Annotated in this window: 15 protein-coding genes, 1 pseudogene and 1 riboswitch; of the genes and pseudogenes, 5 read left to right on the forward strand and 11 right to left on the reverse strand. The window is 59.0% G+C overall.

What is annotated here, in order from left to right; all coding sequences use genetic code 11:
- Positions 1-49 precede the first annotated feature (49 nt).
- From C7H09_RS10105 to C7H09_RS10125, 5 genes and pseudogenes are all read right to left on the reverse strand, one after another.
- Complete coding sequence (locus C7H09_RS10105; RefSeq protein ID WP_106762395.1) at positions 50-415, reverse strand: DUF488 domain-containing protein; 366 nt, start codon at positions 413-415, stop codon at positions 50-52.
- Between the two features lie 37 nt (positions 416-452).
- On the reverse strand, positions 453-1,157 hold the full coding sequence (locus C7H09_RS10110; RefSeq protein WP_206074305.1) for an anaerobic ribonucleoside-triphosphate reductase activating protein: 705 nt from the start codon (positions 1,155-1,157) through the stop codon (positions 453-455).
- A gap of 1 nt (position 1,158) precedes the next feature.
- The gene (gene nrdD / locus C7H09_RS10115; protein ID WP_106762396.1) at positions 1,159-1,305 is read right to left on the reverse strand and encodes an anaerobic ribonucleoside-triphosphate reductase; all 147 of its coding nucleotides are present in this window, start codon (positions 1,303-1,305) and stop codon (positions 1,159-1,161) included.
- A gap of 97 nt (positions 1,306-1,402) precedes the next feature.
- Positions 1,403-3,112, reverse strand: a pseudogene (locus C7H09_RS10120) (ribonucleoside triphosphate reductase); the annotation flags it as partial.
- Positions 3,113-3,257: 145 nt separating this feature from the next.
- Positions 3,258-3,461, reverse strand: a riboswitch (cobalamin riboswitch).
- 68 nt (positions 3,462-3,529) lie between these two features.
- Complete coding sequence (locus C7H09_RS10125; protein WP_106762509.1) at positions 3,530-4,540, reverse strand: YeiH family protein; 1,011 nt, start codon at positions 4,538-4,540, stop codon at positions 3,530-3,532.
- 252 nt (positions 4,541-4,792) lie between these two features.
- Here C7H09_RS10125 and C7H09_RS10130 point away from each other — a divergent pair, with 252 nt between their 5' ends.
- On the forward strand, positions 4,793-5,779 hold the full coding sequence (locus C7H09_RS10130) for a carbon-nitrogen hydrolase family protein (protein WP_106762398.1): 987 nt from the start codon (positions 4,793-4,795) through the stop codon (positions 5,777-5,779).
- A gap of 9 nt (positions 5,780-5,788) precedes the next feature.
- Here C7H09_RS10130 and C7H09_RS10135 read toward each other — a convergent pair whose 3' ends face one another.
- The gene (locus C7H09_RS10135; protein WP_106762399.1) at positions 5,789-7,120 is read right to left on the reverse strand and encodes a ferredoxin reductase family protein; all 1,332 of its coding nucleotides are present in this window, start codon (positions 7,118-7,120) and stop codon (positions 5,789-5,791) included.
- A 201-nt stretch (positions 7,121-7,321) separates the two neighbouring features.
- On the opposite strand from C7H09_RS10135, the gene C7H09_RS10140 reads away from it, so the two are divergent.
- The 3 genes from C7H09_RS10140 to C7H09_RS10150 are packed head-to-tail and all read left to right on the forward strand — an operon-like array spanning position 7,322 to position 12,355.
- On the forward strand, positions 7,322-7,960 hold the full coding sequence (locus tag C7H09_RS10140; RefSeq protein WP_165794814.1) for a TetR/AcrR family transcriptional regulator: 639 nt from the start codon (positions 7,322-7,324) through the stop codon (positions 7,958-7,960).
- Positions 7,944-9,266: an efflux RND transporter periplasmic adaptor subunit gene (locus C7H09_RS10145; protein ID WP_106762401.1), complete on the forward strand. Its 1,323-nt coding sequence runs from the start codon at positions 7,944-7,946 to the stop codon at positions 9,264-9,266. Before C7H09_RS10140 ends, C7H09_RS10145 begins: the two co-directional genes overlap by 17 nt.
- Complete coding sequence (locus C7H09_RS10150; RefSeq protein ID WP_106762402.1) at positions 9,263-12,355, forward strand: efflux RND transporter permease subunit; 3,093 nt, start codon at positions 9,263-9,265, stop codon at positions 12,353-12,355. Before C7H09_RS10145 ends, C7H09_RS10150 begins: the two co-directional genes overlap by 4 nt.
- Positions 12,356-12,394: 39 nt before the next feature.
- On the opposite strand, the gene C7H09_RS10155 is transcribed toward C7H09_RS10150, so the two are convergent.
- Both C7H09_RS10155 and ubiU read right to left on the reverse strand, forming a co-directional pair.
- Positions 12,395-13,288 (reverse strand): U32 family peptidase, encoded by an 894-nt coding sequence (locus tag C7H09_RS10155; RefSeq protein WP_106762403.1) that lies wholly within the window; start codon positions 13,286-13,288, stop codon positions 12,395-12,397.
- 13 nt (positions 13,289-13,301) lie between these two features.
- Entirely contained in the window at positions 13,302-14,297 is a 996-nt protein-coding gene (gene ubiU / locus C7H09_RS10160) for a ubiquinone anaerobic biosynthesis protein UbiU (RefSeq protein WP_106762404.1), read from the reverse strand.
- A 283-nt stretch (positions 14,298-14,580) separates the two neighbouring features.
- Between ubiU and C7H09_RS10165 the strand changes: the two genes are divergently transcribed.
- Positions 14,581-16,602 (forward strand): methyl-accepting chemotaxis protein, encoded by a 2,022-nt coding sequence (locus C7H09_RS10165; RefSeq protein WP_106762405.1) that lies wholly within the window; start codon positions 14,581-14,583, stop codon positions 16,600-16,602.
- 46 nt (positions 16,603-16,648) lie between these two features.
- Here C7H09_RS10165 and C7H09_RS20225 read toward each other — a convergent pair whose 3' ends face one another.
- The 3 genes from C7H09_RS20225 to hemN all read right to left on the reverse strand — a co-directional run bounded on the left by C7H09_RS20225 (position 16,649) and on the right by hemN (position 20,341).
- Positions 16,649-16,783 (reverse strand): putative transporter small subunit, encoded by a 135-nt coding sequence (locus C7H09_RS20225; RefSeq protein WP_240616553.1) that lies wholly within the window; start codon positions 16,781-16,783, stop codon positions 16,649-16,651.
- Positions 16,780-18,456, reverse strand: coding sequence for a sodium:solute symporter family protein (locus C7H09_RS10170; RefSeq protein WP_106762406.1), 1,677 nt, complete (start codon positions 18,454-18,456; stop codon positions 16,780-16,782). The genes C7H09_RS20225 and C7H09_RS10170 overlap by 4 nt, the downstream gene beginning before the upstream one ends.
- 475 nt (positions 18,457-18,931) lie before the next feature.
- Complete coding sequence (gene hemN, locus C7H09_RS10175; RefSeq protein ID WP_106762407.1) at positions 18,932-20,341, reverse strand: oxygen-independent coproporphyrinogen III oxidase; 1,410 nt, start codon at positions 20,339-20,341, stop codon at positions 18,932-18,934.
- Positions 20,342-20,347 lie beyond the last annotated feature (6 nt).

The raw sequence follows: 20,347 nt of genomic DNA on the forward strand, positions 1-20,347 counted from the left end.
TGTGGGCGAGGTGTTCCGGCTGGATGATGCGGAGTAGGGAAATTTAATGTTACGGCAGGCGATTGGTTAACAGAAAATCCCGCAGCGCCACCGCATTGTTGTGTTCGGTATCTTTGGCGGCGAACACCAGCGTGATTCGCTTGTGGTCTTCCAGGAGTGCCATAAAAGCCTGCAGATCTTCGTCTGCCTCGGCTTGCTTCAGCTCTTCCAGATACCGGTTCTGAAACTCCGGCCACTTATCCGGGTCATGGCCAAACCATTTACGCAGCTCGGTGGAGGGCGCCAGCCCTTTCAGCCAGTGATCGATGCCAGCATCTTCCTTGGCTACACCTCTGGGCCAGATGCGATCCACCAGCACCCGGGGCCCGTCGGAGCGGGCGGCGGTGTCGTAGGCGCGTTTCAGGCGAATATCCATCAATGCTCCCCTTTATCGTGAACATAGCAATTCCAGCCTACTCCCGAAACTCCAGGGTTTCAAAGAGCGGACGCAGGGTGCTACAAACTCGCTGGCGATCTTCGCCGCTCAGGGCTTTGGTGCCAAGTTGTTCATTCAGCATCTGCTCACTCCGGGCTGGCTGTACTGCAAATCGGCGAACTCCCCGTTCTGCCAAACGTTGGCCCACACGCACCACCTGCTCGGCACTCTGCAGCGCAGCATGCCAGGTTAACCGGCACTCGAAGTCAACACTGGCCGCTTGCAACACATCAATCGCGGCCCAGCTATCCAGCCCGGCCCGGCGATTAGTGGTGATCACTTCGTAGTCGGAAGGTAACGCCTTGATATCCAGCCCAACCCAGTCCAGATACGGCAGTAAAGGCGTCAGCCGTTTGAGTTGCGGCACACCGGTATGAAGGCCGTTGCGGAATCCGAGTGCCCTTGTCTGCTGCAGGGCAGGTAACAGCGCCGCCTGGATTGTCGGTTCTCCGCCGCTGAACACCACCGCATCCAGCAGGCCTCGGCGCTTTAAAAGATGCTCTAACGCTTGCTGCCAGTTGATTCCCCCCGCCACCTTCCGCCGGGGAATCAAGTGGAGGTTATGGCAATAGTGGCAACGCCAGGGACAACCCTGCAGAAACAGGGTTGCCGCCAGGTGTTGCGGATAATCGACGGTGGAGAAGGCGGCCATGCCTCCAATCACCAGGTTATCCGCCGTCATTTCAACGCTCCCGGAAGTGGGTGCGTTCGCGGTGCTCGGACTGTTTGCCTTTATTGAAGGCAGAAACCGGGCGGTGGTAGCCCATCACGCGAGTCCAAACTTCACAACGCTGGCGCTGGCTGTTTTCAAGTGGCTTCTGGTTTTCCATGTCGTTCTCCTTTTGCTTTACAAAAAAGCCGGTGTCGACGATGGCTTACGGCAACACCGGCGAGTCAGGAACCAGGCAAACTGCCTGGTTCCACGATTCATACCGATGTTGTGGCCTTGTCAGGCAATGCCTGGCCAGCCAGCAACAGCTCGTCGCACCTGGGGCAGAACTCATGTTCGCCATTCAGGTAACCGTGTACCGGGCAGATGGAGAATGTCGGGGTGACAGTAATGTACGGCAGCCGGTAGTTCTCCAGAACGGTTTTCACAAACCGGGCACAGGTGGCGGCATCGCTGATGCGCTCGCGCATATATAAATGCAGCACCGTGCCACCGGTATAGCGGGTTTGCAGTTCATCCTGCAAATCCAGCGCCTCAAACGGGTCGTCGGTATAGCCCACGGGCAGTTGGCTGGAGTTGGTGTAGTAAGGTGCCTCGTCGGTGCCCGCCTGCAGTATGTCGGGAAAACGCTTACGATCTTCCCTGGCGAACCGGTAGGTGGTGCCCTCGGCAGGTGTAGCCTCCAGGTTGTAAAGATGCCCGGTTTCTTCCTGGTACTGCTTCATTCTGTCCCGCACATGATCCAGCAATTCCAGAGCGAACTCCCTGCCCCAGTCACTGCTGATATCTTCCCGGTCATCGGTGAAGTTCCGGATCATCTCATTCAGGCCATTGACCCCAATGGTTGAAAAGTGGTTTCTCAGGGTACCCAGATACCGCTTGGTATAGGGAAACAGACCTTCCAGCATCAGTTGCCCGATGACCTGTCGCTTGGTTTCCAGGCTGTCACGGGCCAGATCCATCAATTGATCCAGCCGGGCCATCAAAGCAGGTTTGTTACCTCTATACAGATAACCCAGGCGGGCGCAGTTCACGGTCACCACGCCCAGCGAACCGGTCTGCTCGGCCGAGCCGAACAGGCCGTTGCCACGCTTGAGCAATTCGCGCAGATCCAACTGCAGGCGACAACACATGGAGCGCACCATGTTTGGCTCAAGATCCGAGTTCAGAAAGTTCTGAAAATACGGCAGGCCGTAACGGGCGGTCATCTCGAACAATCGCAGGGCGTTTTCGGAGTGCCAGTCAAAATCCCGGGTTATGTTGTAGGTGGGAATGGGAAAGGTGAACACCCGCCCCATGCTGTCACCGGCGGTCATCACCTCGATATACGCCCGGTTGATCATGTCCATTTCAGCTTGCAGATCACCATAGCTGAAAGGCATCTCCTCGCTCGCAATCACCGGAATCTGATCCCGCAAATCCTCCGGGCACACCCAATCAAAGGTGATGTTGGTAAAAGGCGTTTGGGTGCCCCAGCGGGAAGGCACGTTCAGGTTGTAGACAAACTCCTGAATGCACTGGCGCACGGTGGCGTAGTCGAGATTATCCTTACGGATAAACGGTGCGAGATAGGTATCGAAAGAGCTGAAGGCCTGGGCTCCGGCCCATTCATTCTGCAACGTGCCGAGGAAGTTCACCATCTGGCCGATGGCGCTGGAAAGGTGTTTCGGCGGTGCTGACTCCACTTTGCCCGGCACTCCGTTCAGACCTTCATGGAGCAGTGTCCGCAACGACCAGCCTGCACAATATCCGCTGAGCATATCCAGATCGTGTATATGAATATCGGCGTTTCGGTGAGCTTCCCCAATGGCGGGCGTGTAAACGTCGTTCAGCCAGTAGTTGGCGATGACTTTGCCCGCTGTATTCAGGATCAGCCCGCCGAGCGAGTAGCCCTGATTGGCATTGGCGTTTACCCGCCAGTCACTGCGGTGCAGGTATTCCCGGACCGTGCCGGAGATATCCAGTTTCGAGGCGTCTGAAGACGGTGCATGGGATGGGGTGGCGGGCATGTTTCCTCCTGAAAGCGCGTCGGGGGCAGCCTCTCGCGCTGTCAGGAGATCAGGCACAGCTACGCCATGCCAGATCATCTGATCACCCTGAGCCGCGAAGGTGCCATTTATCATTTGCCTGGCAGGTCTTCGGACTCAGGGGCTGTGAACCTTCCGGTTCGGCCTTGCGGGGCGACTTCCCGGCAATTGCCAGTGTCTCGCTGCCCCACTCGTTCCCCAATACCGCTGCGCGTCAGTTCCGGAGTCTCACCGGATTCCGCACCACAATCACAACATGTTGTGGATTACCAGAACGCAAACACTATATACGGGACTTTCGGTCAACTCAAGATATTATTTATTTTATTTAAATGTTTAGAAATTACGGTAACCGGATTAGCCCAGAATCAGCGGCGTCACCACAGCACCACCCACCAGCAAGGTAATGAACAGACACAATGCCAGCACAAAGGGCTTTACACCCAAACTTCTAAGGGCTTCGATCCGGGTCTGGAAACCCAGCGCCGCCATGGCCATGGTCATGGCGACCTGCCCCGCCAGTACCAGCCCGCCCTGAATCTGGCCAGGTAACTGAAGCACACTGTTGAGCCCGACAACCGCCATGAAGCCAAAGGCAAACCAGGGGATAATCAGTTTCTGCGCGCCCTCTCCTGCATATTCGGCAGCTTCCGCATGAGCAGCACGGTGGCGATTCCAGATTTGCCCGATGACCAATAGGAAGGGCACCAGGAGCATCACCCGAACCAGCTTCACAATCACCGCATTGGTGAGGGCATCCTGGCCCACCGCACCACCGGCAGCGACCACTTGCGCCACCTCATGCACAGTAGAGCCGATGTACACTCCGTACAAACCTTCATCCCAGCCCATGATCGGGTAAAGAACCGGATAGACAAACATCGCCAGGGTACCAAACAGCACCACAGTGGCCACCGCCATAGACGTTGCCGCCGGTCGTGACCGGATGGTGCCTTCGGTGGCCAGTACCGCAGCCGCCCCGCAAATAGCACTGCCGGCACTGGTCAGAATGGCGGTGTCGCGGTCCAGTTTCAGCCAGCGGGTACCCAGCCAGTAACCTGCCGTGGTAATGGTCACTACCACCAGGCTATCCAGCAGCACCACTTTTGGCCCAAGGGCCATCAGTTGTTGTACCGTGAGGGAGAAACCGAACAGCACGATACCGCCTCGCAGCAACCAGCGGGCAGAAAACCCCAGGCCCGGCGCCACGCCCTTTAACCGTTTCCCTGCGGCCAGGTTACCAAACAAGAGCCCCAGCAACAGGGTAAACACCAGAGGCCCCAGGCCGGTTTGCTGCACCGGCGGCAAAGCGGCAATGCCATAGCCTGCCAGTGTCAGAAACGCACACCATGCCAATCCCCTGAACATCTCCATCTCCGAACTTTTTAATATATGGATATTCTATAGTTTGCGAATATATTTCAAAAACGGGCGTTTTGCATTTGTTTAATCGATTCTATCGATATAATCCGGCATGACTCTGACCATCCCGGAGCAGGCCTCGCATTGACCTACAATGCCACGGTGAACTGTGAACAAGCGTGATAGGCTGCCCCCAACCTTGCGACCAGAAGGCGATAGACCAGAACCTCCACCATCAGCCATACAACTGGAGACAGAGTGTCGGGTGCAAAAAAGGAAACCCCAGAACTGACTCGCGTGGCAGCCCTGCAGATGCAAGGCCGGGTTGGTGATATCCAGTATAACCTCCACCACGTGAGAGAGTTACTGGATGAAGCCATACACCAGAAGGCAAAAGTGATTGCCGTGCCAGAATTCTTCACCACGCCCGTCGTGGAGAATCCCAGGCTGTGGGCCGCCAGTCTGCCCCCGGAAAACCCGGCACTGGACCTGCTGAAAGAGTACGCGAGGGATCATCAACTCCTGATTGGCGGCTCCTACCTGGAGCACCGCCCGCAGGGTGATGTGTATAACTGCTATACCCTGGTACAACCGGATGGCCAGGTGAGCCGGCACGACAAAGACCAGCCCACCATGATCGAGAATGCTTATTACACTGGCGGACGCGATGACGGCATACACCAAACCTGCTTTGGCCGGGTCGGCACGGCCGTTTGCTGGGAAACCATTCGCACCCGCACCCTTGAACGCTTGCACGGCAAGATTGATTTTGCCATGACCGGCAGCCACTGGTGGTCGCCGCCATTCAACTGGTCAGTTCTGAAAGGCTTTATCGACACCATGGCCAGCATGAATGCCGACTACATGGCGGAGGCACCGGGTCAGTTTGCGCGTATGCTTGGTGTTGCCAACCTACACGCGGCACATTGCGGATCACTGGGAGGCACCATCCCGATGGCACCTTTCGGCCTGCCCTCTCCCCGATATCAGGGAGAACTGATGGGCGAGGCGCAGATTATCGACAACACAGGCAACCAGCTGGCTCGCCGCCACCGCCACGAAGGCCCCGGGGTAATTACCGCGGACCTGGAGTTGACACCCGGAGAGCCTTCACTGGAAACGCCCGATCGCTTCTGGATTCCAGGGCTCGCCTGGCGCTTCCGGTTCTTCTGGCAGCAGCAGAACTGGTGTGGGCGAAGCCTTTATCAGAAAGCCCGGAAGCAAGGCTGGCTGCAGCACCAGTAAGCACACCTGTCAACGCATATCAAAAAACTCCCGGTGCATCCGGCGGGCCGGGATACCCCATTTCCGGAACTGGCTGAACAGGGTCTTGGCCAGACCTACCGGGCCGCAGAACCAAAGACTGGCCTGCTGCCAGTCGGGCACGGCATCCCGGATTTCCTCCGGTGTCAGTCGGCCCTCGGTACGACTGCATCGAATAACCAGGTTAACGCCCGCGGCTTCAGCATCCGCCCGCAGCTTTGTCAGAGCCTCCTCGCTGACATCGGCAGTGGGGTGGAACAGGTAGATAGTACGATTATCCGGTTTGCTGGCCAGGCGCCCCATCCGGGCAATAAACGGCGTGATCCCTATGCCCGCGCCTACCCAGATCTGAGTGCGGCAATCATCTTCAAAATCAAAACCGCCATAGGGCCCCTCCAGTGTAACCGGCATGCCCTCGCAGATCCGGTGGCTGGCCCGGCGAGTATGGTCCCCCAGTTCCTTGACCACGAATTTCAGACACCGGGTTTCCGGGTTCCAGTCTGAAGCAATGGTATAAGGGTGAGGGCCCTCCGCAGCATCCGACGTAATAAAGGCGAACTGCCCGGGGTTATGGAGGGACCAGTCCTGCTCGACCCTTACCAGAAACTCGAAGACTCTCAGCTCCGGATATCGGGTTACCGAAACCACCTCCCCCGGCACCTTCCGGACCTTGCCCGGCCAGCCAAGCAGAAGTAAAACCGCTGCGATACTGCCGGCGACAACAGCGAACTGGGTCAGCCAGCCAATCGGCGCCGCCCAATAATCAAACTTCATCAGGATAAAGCTGTGCCAGGCCAGGGGCAGAAAAGCCACCGCCAGCAGTTTGTGAGTTTTACGAAACAGGTGGTAAGGAAAGGCTTTTACCAATGCCAGCACAATCAATACGGCCGCGGCGTAGAAAGCCCATTCTCCCAAAGTTTCTGCCAACCCCCTTTGGCCGCGGAACCAGGCTTCAAGGCCAGTGAGTTGCTGTCCCGCCCCTTTGCCGGCCGGCTTCTCCAGCCAGCCCCAGCCCACCATCCACTTGGTGCCCTTGGCCCACCACCAATGCAACGTAGCCAGCACCAGTGAACCAATGCCCAGCCATTTGTGCAGCCGGTACACCTTGTCGAGACCACCAACCCAACGCTCCAGAATCCGGAGCCGCAGCGCCAGCACCAAAGCCACCGCCATCATGACCACAGCAAGAACCCCCGAATACTGGACAAACACCGACCGGAACGGGAAGTAAGCAAACGGGCTCACCCAGAGGCTATCGGCTGCGAACCAGACAGCACTGACGACTGCAACCAGCCCCCAGAAAAACAACGGAATACGCGACATGACAATTTCCTCTGCGTCGCCATCAACAAATAGCAAACTACGCTTACCACCGATCGTAATGCTTGAGGTAAATCAAACCGGATGGCCTTTACACGGCTTTTACCTACACCCTGAACCATGACTTGCCCACCTTGCTTCTTGCGTAATCGGCAACCACCTACCAGAATAAAGCAATTGATTACTTTCTTCAGGGAAGCTCCAATGGCAACCACAAAAGCGCCCGAAAAACGAACCTACCAAAGCACCGAACTGCGCCAGTCCGCCACTATCGAGGCGGTCGTCCAGCTGTGTGCCGAACAGGACCCGGCCACCCTGACCACCGCCCGGATTGCCGATGAAGTGGGGCTGTCGCAGGGTGCGCTGTTCAAGCATTTCCCGAACAAGAACCGGTTGTGGGAATCCGTGGCCGGCTGGGTTTCGGAGCAGCTGACCAGTCAGGTATTCCGCGAGGCAGACCGGCACAAGCACGCTGACCAGGCCCTGGAAGCCATGTTTCGCGCCCATGTGGGCTTTATCGCCCGACACCCGGGCATTCCCCGCCTGATGCTGGGTGAGCTGCAAAAACCCGGCAACGGCCCCGCCAAAACCATCGTCCGCCAGGCCCTTGCCCGCTACCGCAAAAAGGTGGTCGGTTTACTGAAGCTAGGCATCGAACAGGGGCGCATAGCCGCCGGTATCGATACCGAAGCGGCGGCGGTGTTGTACCTCGGCGCCATTCAGGGGCTGGTGGTTCAGGCAATGGTCAGCGGAGAGATTGCGACGCTTGAGCAGACTGCCCCCCGAATTTTCAAACTTTACAGCGCCAGTTTTCAGGAGATGAGCAATGACCCGGAAAAATAAACTGACGCTGGCGCTGGCCCTGATTGCCGGCATTGCCTTTGTGGTCATCATGGTAAAGCTGAAACAGCCACCGGAAAGGGTCGAGGCGCAGGCAACCGCAACGCCAGTGCGGATTATGGAGGTCACGCCCCGTGAGTTCCGTACCGAAGCCCGCGGTTATGGTCAGGTGCTGCCGGCCCGAAGCTGGAATACGGTGGCCAACGTGGGTGGCCGGGTTGTCTGGAAACACCCGGAGCTGGAGAGCGGCAATATCATCTCGGAGGGCACGCGGCTGCTAGAGATCGACCCGACCCGCTATGAGCTGGCCGAAGCCTCCGCCAGGGCCGACCTGGCTGGCATTGAAGCGGAGCTGCGACAACTGGACCAGGAAGAACGCAATACCGGCGAGTTACTCAAGCTGGAAGAACGCCGGTTAACACTGGCACGGCGGGAGCTGGACCGGGCTGAAACCCTGGTGGCTCGGGGGGCCCTGTCGCAAACCCGCTACGAAGAACAACAACGGGCCACCCTGCAACAGGAGCAGGCAGTCCAGACCCTGCGCAACCAGCAGAACCTGATTCCTGCCAGGCGGGAGACCCTGCAAGCCCGTATGGCCAGAACCGAGTCTGCCCTGGCCAGTGCCCGGGAAGACCTGGACGACACCCGTTTTGAAGCGCCCTGGGATCTGCGTGTCCACCAGGCCGACATCGACACTGGCCAGCATGTCAGCCCCGGGCAGACGCTGTTCATTGCCGACGACATCACCCGCGCCGAAGCCACCGTGCAGCTGGAAGTGGCGGAACTGCGCCGGGTGCTGTCGCAGTTGTCCGGGGGCAGCCTGCCGGAAACCGGCTCCAACAACCGCTTCGCCGACTTTCATGACCAATTACCCCTGGACGACCTGAATATCCGGGTAACCCCCACCAACGTGCCGGATGCCCACTGGCCGGGCAAACTCACCCGGGTCACCAGCAGCCTGAACCAGGCCACCCGCACCGTTCAGGCCGTTATTTCTGTAGACGAACCCTACCGAAACGCCAACCCGCCGGCACGCCCGCCCCTGGTCCGCAACATGTTTGTGCAGGCCAGCATTACCGCGCAGACTCCCGAGCCCGTCATCGTTATCCCGGCCAGCGCGGTGCATCAGGGCGTGGTGTACCTTGCCGACGACGACAACCGCCTGCAGCGCCAGCCCGTGTCTGTCGCCTGGCAACAAGGTGAAGATGTCGTTATCGATAAGGGGCTGGCACCGGGAGACCGGCTGGTTCTGGATGACCTGGTTCCGGCCATCGACGGCACTCTGCTGGCTCCGGGAGATCAGCCATGATCCGCTGGTTCGCGGGCCACCCGACCGCCGGTAACCTGCTGCTGATTCTGATTCTGGCAGCAGGCCTGTTCGCTGCCCCCAACCTGACCCGGGAAACCTTCCCCGACTACCTGCCGCCGGAAGTCAGCATCACCATGGAATACCGGGGTGCCACCGCTGCGGATGTGGAGGAAGCCATCTGCCAGCGGCTGGGCGAAGCGCTGCAGCGGGTGGATTACATGAGGGAGGTTTCCTGCACCGCCCGGGACAACCAGGCCCAGACCATTGCCAGCATGGAACCCCGGGGTGATATGGGCCGGTTCCTGGACGATATCCGCACGGAAATCGAAGCCCTGACCGACCTGCCCGAAGAAGCCGAAGACCCGGTCATCCGTGAGCTTTACCGCACCAGCCTGGTCGCCGCCATCGCGGTGTACGGGCCCATGAGCTTCTCTCACCTGGAAGCCTACACCAGCCAACTGGAAGACCGCCTGTTCGCCATGGACGGCGTGGCCGATGTGATTCCCGTGGGCCTGTCCCAGCGCCAGTGGCACATCGAAGTATCCCGCGACCTGCTGCGCCAGTATGGCCTCGGCGTACGCGACATAGCCCGGGCCATCAACAGCCAGAACCTGGACATGCCCCTGGGCACCATCGAGACCGACAGCCAGGACATCCAGCTGCGGTTTGTGGATGAACGCCGTTCCCTGCAAGCCCTCGCCGAGTTGCCGGTTATAGGCGGACAAGCCGGCGCTGTGCTGACGCTGGGCGACATTGCCACCATCACCGAGGCCCACGAACGGGAAGAGGAACGGGTGGACTTCAACGGCCAGCGCGCCATCGTTCTGGAGATCCACAAAAACCGCCATGACGATGCCCTGCGGGTGATGGATTCCCTGGAAACCTTTATCGACGAGGAAAAAGCCCGCCGTGGTGGCAATGTCGAGCTGAAAATCACCCAGAACATGACCTCGATTGTGAGGGACCGCCTGCAAATGCTGGTGGGCAATGGCATCACCGGGCTGCTGCTGGTAGGCCTGGTGATGGCCCTGTTCTTCCGCCCCCGCCTTGCCTTCTGGGCGCTGTTCGGGCTGCCGACTGCGTTTACCGGTGCCTTTGTGGTTATGGCCCTCACCGGCCTGTCCCTGAACATGATCACCCTGGTGGCCCTGCTGATGGCCATCGGTATCGTGATGGACGACTCGGTGGTGATCACCGACAACATTGCCCAGTGGCACGCCGACGGCAACAATCCGCTGGAAGCTGCCGCCAGAGGCACTCAGGAAATCCTGCCCGGCGTGCTGTCATCGTTCCTGACCACCATTTCGGTCTTCATTCCCCTGGCCTTTCTGGCCGGCGAGCTGGGAGCCGTGCTGGAAGTCTTGCCGGTGGTTTTGATCGCCGCACTGGCCGCATCGCTCATCGAAGCCTTCTGGATACTGCCCCACCACCTGAAAAGTGGACTGGGCAAGAGGCGCGTGAACCCCCCTTCCCCTTTTCGCACCGCCTTCGACAACGGCTTTGAAAAAGCCCGAGAGCACGTCGGGCGGCTGGCCGACGGCGCTATCCGTTTCCGGTATGGCGTACTGGCGGCCATGCTGTTGATACTTCTTGGCTCTGTGGGGCTGATGGCCGGTGGCCATGTGCGTATGGAAGCCATGCCAGAAATCGACGGCGACGTACTGGAAGCCCGGGTGCTGATGCCCCAGGGCACGCCCCTGCACCAGACCCGGGCTATTACCGAACGCATCACCTCGGCCATGCTCCGGCTCAACGAGGAATACACGCCAGACCAGCCCGACCAGCAAGCACTGGTACAGAACATCCAGACCCGCTTCAACCAGCACGCCGGTGCCGGCGAAAAAGGCGCCCACGTGGCCACGGTGATGGCCGATTTGCTGACCGCGGAGCTGCGCACTGTGGACCTGGCCACCCTCACCGACCGCTGGTACGAAGAGATCGGTGAGATACCCGGGCTGATTGCCCTGAACATCCAGGAGCCCGGATTCGGCCCCGCCGGCATTCCGATCGAAATCCGCCTGCAAGGCAGCGACCTGGGTGAACTAAAAGCCGCTGCCCGGTACCTGGGTGCCGAAATCGCCCGCTACAACGGCACCTTCAACGTGCTGGATGACCTTCGGCCCGGCAAGCCCCAGCGCATACTGTCACTGAACGACACAGCACTGTCCCTGGGATTAACCGCCGCCGAAGTGGCCAGCCAGGTTCGCACCGGCTTGCTCGGTGATATCGTGGATACCGTACAGATTGGAGACCAGCACATAGAAATCCTGCTGCGCCAGACCAGCGCTGAACGCAACACACGGCAATTCCTGGAAGATACGGTGATCACCACCGGCAAAGGCCAGATGGTGCCGCTGCGGGAAGTGGCCACCATCACCGAGGAACGGCAATGGTCGCAGGTCACCCGCATTGACGGCCTGCGCACGGTGACGGTCTCGGCCGATGTCAACGGCCGGAAGACCAATGCCGATGCCATTATCACCGACCTTCAGAACACGGTATTCCCAGAGCTGCGCGAACAATGGCCGGAGGTCACCCTGCAGGTGGAAGGTCAGACCGCCCGCTCCCGGGAAACCGGCCAGTCCATCGCCCGGGGGTTGCTGATCGGGCTGCTGGGAATTTTCCTGATCCTGTCGTTCCAGTTCCGCAGTTACCTGGAACCGATCATCGTGATGCTGGCCATCCCGGTGGCCTTTATGGGAGCCGTGTGGGGCCACATGCTGATGGGCTATAACCTGTCTATGCCCTCGCTGATCGGAGCCGCCTCACTGGCCGGGATTGTCGTGAACAACGCCATTCTGCTGGTGCAGTTCATCAAGAGTTACCGGGAACAGGGCATGAACGCGCGGGAAGCGGCCGGTGCCGCCAGCCGTGCCCGGTTCCGGGCGATCCTGATTACCACCAGCACCACCGTCGCCGGCATGCTGCCCCTGCTGGCAGAAACCAGTACCCAGGCCATGGCGGTGATTCCGCTGGTGATCTCGTTGGTGTTCGGCTTGCTGGTGTCCACCGTGCTGATCCTGGTGGCCTTGCCAGCGCTCTATGCCATTCTTGAGGATCTGGGCTGGGCCCGTAATAACGGGTCCTGACGTAAAGGCCGGGTTCAGTGTCCCAGCCTTTGCTATTGTTCAGGCACCCACCAGGTCCATTCCCGGCTTGCCATACCAGTACCCGTTACATGGCGGGGCCTCCACCAGCTGCAGCGGGTCCGCGGCCGGCACTTCTCCCCGTCGCACCTGATCAAAGCGTTTGACCACCTCGTCCATGCCCTGATGCTCCGGGCTCAGGCGCACGGTGCTGACCCCCATGCGCTCCATATCCGGCAGTTCCCGCATCAGGTCGTAGCGGGAGCCGGAGAGCGTGGAGATGCCGTTAATGCGGAACAACTCCTGGCTTTCCCGGGAACGCAGTTCCATGCCATCCGGATGCTCAAGGCAACGGAATTCGCAGTTGTCTTTGGGCAGGTTGTAATGGCGAGCTGTGAAACAGCGGGACGACCATGCAAGTGGCAGAAAGCCCCAGGAGAACACCTCGGCGGGCAGATCCAGGCCGTCGGTCTTCAGCTCCCGGATCAGCTGTTCCAGGGTCTCCTTGCCCAGTTCCACCGGCAGGTTCCAGCCCACCAGCCCCTGCCGGGCGAGGATGTTCAGCGTGGCCACATTGTAGATGTTCATGGACGGGCCGGTGATGAATTTCAGCCCGTTGCGGATGGCCACCTGCACGGCGCTCTGATCGTTAGCCTCCACCAGAAATTCATCCTGCTCGCAGAACCGGCGCAGGCGGCGCAAGTCGGCTTCGGACTCAATCAGTGTCAGTGTCGAGAGCACCACGTTCTTGCCGCAGGCTTTCAGATCCCGGGCCAGATCCAGCCAGTCATCAGGCTTGAGTTCCCGGCGGCGGGAGCAGACCACCTCGCCCAGGTAAATGGTCTCCACCGGCCACTCGGCAGCTTTAGCGTAGAAATCAAATACCGACTGCTTGGACCAGAACCACAGAATCGGGCCCAGAGATAAGTTCATCATAAACAACGAAACCTTATTTCCACTTGCGATGGTAGGCGCCAATGGTGGTCAGACCGCCCTCGGATAATCCCGCCAGCGTGCTGTTCCAGGCACTCTCTACAGAAAACTGATCCGGATTCGTCTGCACCCGGTTCAGAGCCTGGCGCCAGGTGCTGGCCACATCGGCAATGTAAGCCGGGCTGCGCTGGCGGCCTTCGATCTTCACCGCACTGATGCCCAAAGCTTTCAGTTCCGGCAACAAGTCCAGCGTATTAAGGCTGACCGGCTCTTCAATGGCGTGGTACACGCTACCCTCTACCTCAAACCGCCCTTTGCACAGGGTCGGGTAACCGGCCGACTCGCCCTGTCCGTAGCGGTCAATCAACACATCGTTCAGGCGGGACTCCAGGCCCTGGGGCGTTTCCTGCCAGCGCACCGCTTTGGCGGGTGAACAGGCACCCCGGGTGTTGGGGGATTCATCGGTCAGGTAGGACGACAGATAACAGCGGCCTTCGGCCATGATGCACAGGCTGCCGAAGGCGAAGACTTCCAGTTCAACCGGGCTGTGTTTGGCCACGCCCCGCACCTGGTCCAGCGACAGCACCCGGGGCAACACAGCCCGGCGGATGTCGAAGTTGTCCTTGTAGAACGACAGGGCCTCATGGCTGGTGGCCGAGCCCTGCACCGAAAGGTGGCGCGGAATGTCCGGGTGCTTGTTGGCGGCATAATCCAGCAGGCCCATATCCGCCAGAATAATGGCATCCACGCCAAGGCTGGCGGCACGATCCACCGCCGTTTTCCATTGTTCCCAGCCGTCTGGCTGCGGATAGGTATTGATGGCGCAGAATACCCGGCTGCCTTTGGCATGGGCGTATTCGATGCCTTCTGCGGCGCGTTTGTCATTGAAGTTCAAACCGGCAAACTGACGGGCGTTGGTGCTGTCCCGAAAGCCGAAATAGACGGCATCGGCGCCGTTATCAACGGCGGATTTCAGCGCGGGAAGACTGCCCGCCGGGCATACAAGTTCCATGGGGTTCTCCGCTGCTCAGGTTGGCCGCACCATACCCGCCAAAGCGCGCCTCCACCTTGACCTTTGTCACCGGATTGCCCGAAAACTTACTAACTACCTCTTGAGGAATACCCCAAGGCATTTCGCCGCCCCTTATAAAGCACCATAAAATCAGTTAATTAAACCACTGAAACATGACGTTACAGGGGACGACTTACCTCTTCGCCTACCCCGATGCGCCAATGGTAAGAACTGCTACACTTGCCCAGAATGGAATCTGTTCTCAATGAAGAGGCCCCCACCTATGTCATTGCTCAATAACCTGTCCATGCGCGGCAAGCTGGTCACGCTTGTGCTGCCAGCGCTGCTGGTCATCCTTTTTTTCGCCATTCAGAACATCAGCCGTAATCTGGACACCCTGACAGATATGCAGGAATTTCAGGCCATGGCCAGGCTGGCGGAACTGGGGGACCCCCTGGTAGCAACGCTGCAGCGGGAGCGCGGTCGCTCCGCCATTTTCCTGTCTACCTACACAGACTCGGATGAGGAGCAACCCGCCGCGACGGCACTGGCCAGCCAACGCCGGGAAACCGATCAGACACTGCAACAATACCTCAGCGGTATTGAGGCTTTGACGGCAGACAGCGATTTTGATGCCACCATCAGCCGCAGCATTGAGCAGTTCCGTCACAGCATCAGCAAACTGGCGGAACTGCGCCGCGCCATTGACGCACGGGCCTTGGCCAATTCCGACTCAGTAAGCCGGTACAGCGGGCTGATCATGCAAATGATCGAACGGGTGCCCCTACTGGTACGGCGGGCCTCAGACCCGGCGCAAACCCGGCAGATCAGCGCCTATTTCTCGCTGGCGCTCGCGGCAGAGATGGCAGGCAGGGAACGGGCAGTGGGTGCCGGGGTGATCGAGAGCGGCGGCTTTGAACTGCCCACAATCAGTGGCATCGCCAACCTGTGGGGGCAGCAGAACGCATTCTTCCAGAGCGCCATTGAAATGCTGCCCGGCGAGTCTGATATGCGGGCAAAGCTCGAGCGCTTTGCTGACAGCCCGGAGAACCAGAACTTTCAGGCTCAGCGCACAACACTGTTCAGCAACCCATCGGGTATGTATTCCCTGAATGCCAATGACTGGTTCAGCGCTGCCACCCAACGCATTCAGTCCATCAACCAGATTCGCGGCGAACTGCTGGCCACGCTCGATACTCTGGCAAACGAGAAAGTCAGCGAAGCCAGAACCGACCTGATCAGCGCGGGCATAATTTCTCTGGTCGCCATTCTGGTGGTGATTCTGCTGATGGCGGTTATCATCCGGGCGATCAGCCTGCAGGTGTCCAGCTTGCTGGATGGGGTTCGCCACGCCCGGGACGAGAAAGACCTGTCCAGGACCATCCCGGTGTCCAGCAAGGATGAAACCGGCACCATTGCCCAGGCCATCAACGAACTGTTCGGCCGGTTCAGTGACGCCCTGCTTCAGATCGACAAAGCCGCCGTCCAACTGGCCACCTCCACCGAGGAAACCAGTTCCACCGCCGGGCACAATGCCACCCAGGTAAAAGGGCAACAGCAACAGATCGAGCAGGTCGCGGCGGCGACCGAGGAAATGACGGCCACCTCGGAAGAAATTTCCCAGAACACTCTGCAGGTGGCCGACGCCTCCAGCCGGGCCATGGAGCGCAGCCGTACCGGCGAGGCGGCACTGCGCACCAGCGTCAGCCAGATTCATTCACTGGCGGCTTCGGTACAGGAGGTTAACCAGGTCATCACCGAGCTTGAGGCGCGCAGCAGTACCATCAGTGATGTGGTGGACGTTATCCGGAAGGTTGCCGACCAGACCAACCTGCTGGCGTTGAACGCCGCCATTGAGGCGGCCCGGGCGGGCGAGCATGGTCGCGGCTTTGCGGTGGTGGCCGATGAGGTTCGTACGCTGGCCCAGCAAACCCACGAATCCACCACCCGTATTGAGGAGATCATCAACGGCTTCCGCGATATTACCGACAGCGCCAGCAGCTCCATCAGCGCCAGCCATCGTCTGGCGACGGAGACCAGCGAGCAAACGGCGGAGATGGAGAAGACCTTCGCTGAGATTATTACCGATGTAAACAGCATTTCCGATATGGCCACGCAAATCGCCACCGCGTCGGAGCAGCAGGTCGCCGTCACGCGGGAGCTGGCTGGCAGTATGGAGTCGGTCAGCGAAGTGGCCATTCTGACCCTGACCGGCTCCCAGGAAATTACCCAGGTAACCCAGGAGCAGGCCAGGCTGGCACGGCAACTTCAGGATCTGGCAAACGAGTTCCGTGTTGCCGATTAACCGAAAAGTCCGGGTGCCCCAGGGCAGCCCGGACACTTCCTCTGCCCTACACCAGGTCTTCGTCGGTCTTCCGGGCGCGGCGGACATCACGGACAACCGCGCCGCAAATCACCGCCAGAACGCCCAGCGTTAACGCTGGCCAGACAAGAATATAAGCACCGTAGACAAGTTCGTTGGTCATTTTGCACCCTCCGGTAAGTAGTCTGAGTGGTCTTCAATTTCCACCTCGTCGTAGCTGCCAACGCGCTGGCGAATGAGGTCGAAATCAAACTTTTCTTTGCTGAACAAAGTCATGGCTGTGCACACAATGGTGCTGGTTCCGTAAGCGGTCAGGGAGGCCATCAACACGCCGTAATCCCGCAGGAAACCGGTGGCATAAACCAGCATAGCCAGCAAGGTCAAAGAACCAGCCACCAGGCCCGCCGTGCGCCCGAAAAAGCCAAACACCATCAGGCCGATTACCACCGCACCACCAACCGACGCCAGCACTTCAAAGGCCAGCACGGTCAGCCCGGTCATCTCCAGCAGTTCAAAGCGGGCGATGCAGAACAGCGCCATGGCAATGGCCACCGACCAGGTAAATGCTGCGTTGGTGACTCTGTCCCAGTAACAGCTCACGATCACCGGGAACACAATGGCGCCCCACAGAGCCCCCACGAACACCAGCATCACCAGAATATCCAGCGAGAAGCTGGCAAAAATAAGGCCTGCTGCGGTGGCCACAATCATGGTGATGCGCCCAACCAGCATCATGGTTTTGGGATTGGGGTTATCACCCGCCAGGTTCTTGCCATAGACATCCGCCATCATGATGGTGGAGAGCGCAGACAGGTCGGAATCGGCCGTCGATGACAGGGAACCGATCACCAGCACAAAAAACAGCGCCACAAAGAACGGCGACAGATAGGTCGACACCATCTGCGGAATCAGGTTGTTCATCTCGCCGTCAATGGGCGTCATGCCCACCGACAAGGCCATCAGGCCAATCATGCCCAGGCCAATCACAATGGCGCCGTAACCCAGTGTGGCAGTAACGAAGGTGGATTTGATGTGCTTTTCCCGCACCGCAAACAAGCGCTGGGAAATGGTCTGGTTACCAATGGCGTAGGCCAGCACGGCCACAAAGAAGGGCGCCCCCTGATTCATGATGGCGTCCACCGAGAACAGGCTGGCCTGCTCGTCGGTCATGCGGCTCAGGCCTTCCACCATGACTTCGGTGCCACCGGCAGAAAACAGCACGGCGGGAATGATAATGATGGCGATGGCCATCAGTGCCACCAGCTGGGCGAAGTCGGTGAACACCGAGGCCCGGAAGCCGGAGGTCAGGGTATAGGCCAGAACCCCCACGCCCGCCACAATCACACCGGTCTCAAACGACAACGGCGACAGCACCGATACCAAAGCTCCGGCGGCGGTGAAGTTCACCATCAGGCTGATGATGCTGCCCATGATATTGGAGACCGCCAGAATCAACTGGCTTGAGGAGCCATGACGGGCATGAATCAGTTCACCCAGGGTGTGGCCGTTGGGGGCCAGTTGCCGGAAACGACGACCGAAGGGATAAATGAACAGAATCATCAGCGCGCCCCAGAACCCGTAATGAATGGGGCCGGACACGCCGTATTTATAGCCGGAAGTGGCGGCGGCATAAAAAGAAGCGGCCCAGATCCAGGTGGCCGTCATACTCGCCGCACCCATGCCGAAACCGACATGGTGGCCAGCCACCATGAAGCCGGAGGTATCTTCTTTGTCTTTCTTGATCAGCAATGTCAGTAGATAGGTACCGCCGTAAAAGGCGGCCAGCAACAGCAAGACGGTCGCTGTTGAAAACTGCGTAAAACCGTTCTCGTTCAAACCGGACCTCGTATTTTTTACAACATCAAACACCCTCCCCCACAGGTACGAACGGCACGCGTCCGCGACCGTAAAGACCGATGCAGGTTCCGGAAGGGCAAACGGATAACAAAGGCGCTGAGCAGCACCGAAAATCAGGAGAAAGCTAAGCTAAGGAAAGCTCAGAAGGCACAGCAGCCTGTTGAAGTATTTAGACGTCATTATAGTTTCCATCCTGTTTAACGGACGCGCGTGAGTGCTGCGGGAGTCACCGTTTTCCGGAGAACACCAGAATTAGCGGAAAACCTGTATTGCAGGCAAGCACATCCAACACTATGGGTAAGGAGGGCCAAACCATACGCAAAAACCACACCAGAGTCCAGTCTTTAGACCTCATAACATTAGCGTGCATCATTTCTGACAAGGTCGGATATAACGATCATCAACAAAAAAGGCTGCACAAGGCAGCCTTTCAGAGACATCCGGCGATACCGGTTCAGATAATTCGCGAGAACCGCTGGCTGGCGCCATCCTTGCGGTACAAATCGAAGATCTGGCAAATGGCACGGATCAACAAACGCCCCGCAGGCTGCACCTGCAAGCTGGCTCCGTCATCCGCGATCAGTTCATCCTGAATCATCGGCTTGAGCCGGTTCAACTCGTCGGCAAAGTAGCGATCAAAGTCCTCACCCCAGGCCGTCGTGAACTGCTGGCGATCCAGCCGGAACTGGCAAATCAGCTGCCCGATCACCCAGCGGCGAATGCGGTCGTCTCTGGTCAGGGTAATGCCACGCACGGTGGCCAGCTGGCCAGCATCGATTGAAGCTTCCCAGGATGGCAGATCGTGATTATTCTGGAAGTAGGCGTCGTCGGTCTGGCCAATGGCAGAGACCCCCAGCGACACCAGATCGCAATCGGAATGGGTGGTGTAGCCCTGGAAGTTGCGGTGCAACCGCCCTTCTCGCTGGGCCACGGCCAGGCTGTCGTCCGGCTTGGCAAAGTGATCCATACCAATGTACTCGTAGCCTGCATCCAGCAAACGGTTGATGGTGTTGTGCAAAATGGTCAGCTTTTGCTGGGGCGTAGGCAGGGTGTCGCCCTGGATTCGGGTTTGCGGGTAGAAGCGATCCGGCAAGTGCGCGTAACTGAACACCGACAGCCGATCAGGCGACATCTCGATAACCGCTTCGAGGGTTTCGGCAAAGCTCTCCGGCGTCTGATAGGGCAGGCCATAAATCAGATCCAGGTTGATGGAGCGGAAGCCCAGGCGCCGGGCTTCGTTCAGCACAGCTTCGGTCATATCCCGGGGCTGGATCCGGTTGACCGCCTTCTGTACCTCGGGGTTTACGTCCTGAACCCCCAAACTGATGCGGTTAAAGCCCAGATCCCACAGGGTCGACAGGGTATCCTGGTCGACTTCCCGGGGATCAATCTCCACGCTGTAGTCGCGCTCGTCGCCGGTTTCCAGATTGAACAGCTCACCATAACCGGCCATCAGATGCTGCATCACATCTTTCGGCAGGAAGGTCGGGGTACCACCGCCCCAATGCAGCTGTTGTACCGGGCGATCGGCGCCAAACAGTTTTGACTGAATCGCCGCCTCTTTCAGCACCCGCTCGACATAAGGCATGGCTTTGTCGCGTTTCTTGGTGATCACCTTGTTACAGGCGCAGTAGTAACAGAGGTGGGCACAGAACGGCAGGTGGGTATACAGGGAAATCGGCCCACCCGCCGCCTTGCTCCGACCTGCGGCCTTGACCATATCCTCCACTTTATAACTCTGAGTGAACTCCACCGCGGTCGGATAAGACGTGTAGCGGGGGCCGCTCAGATCGTAACGACGGATCAGATTTTCATCCCAGATAAAGGCGGGAAGGGTATTTGCTGCAGAGGTATCGGAAGCCATAGAGAA

Source organism: Marinobacter fuscus (assembly GCF_003007675.1).
Classification (GTDB): Bacteria; Pseudomonadota; Gammaproteobacteria; order Pseudomonadales; family Oleiphilaceae; genus Marinobacter; species Marinobacter fuscus.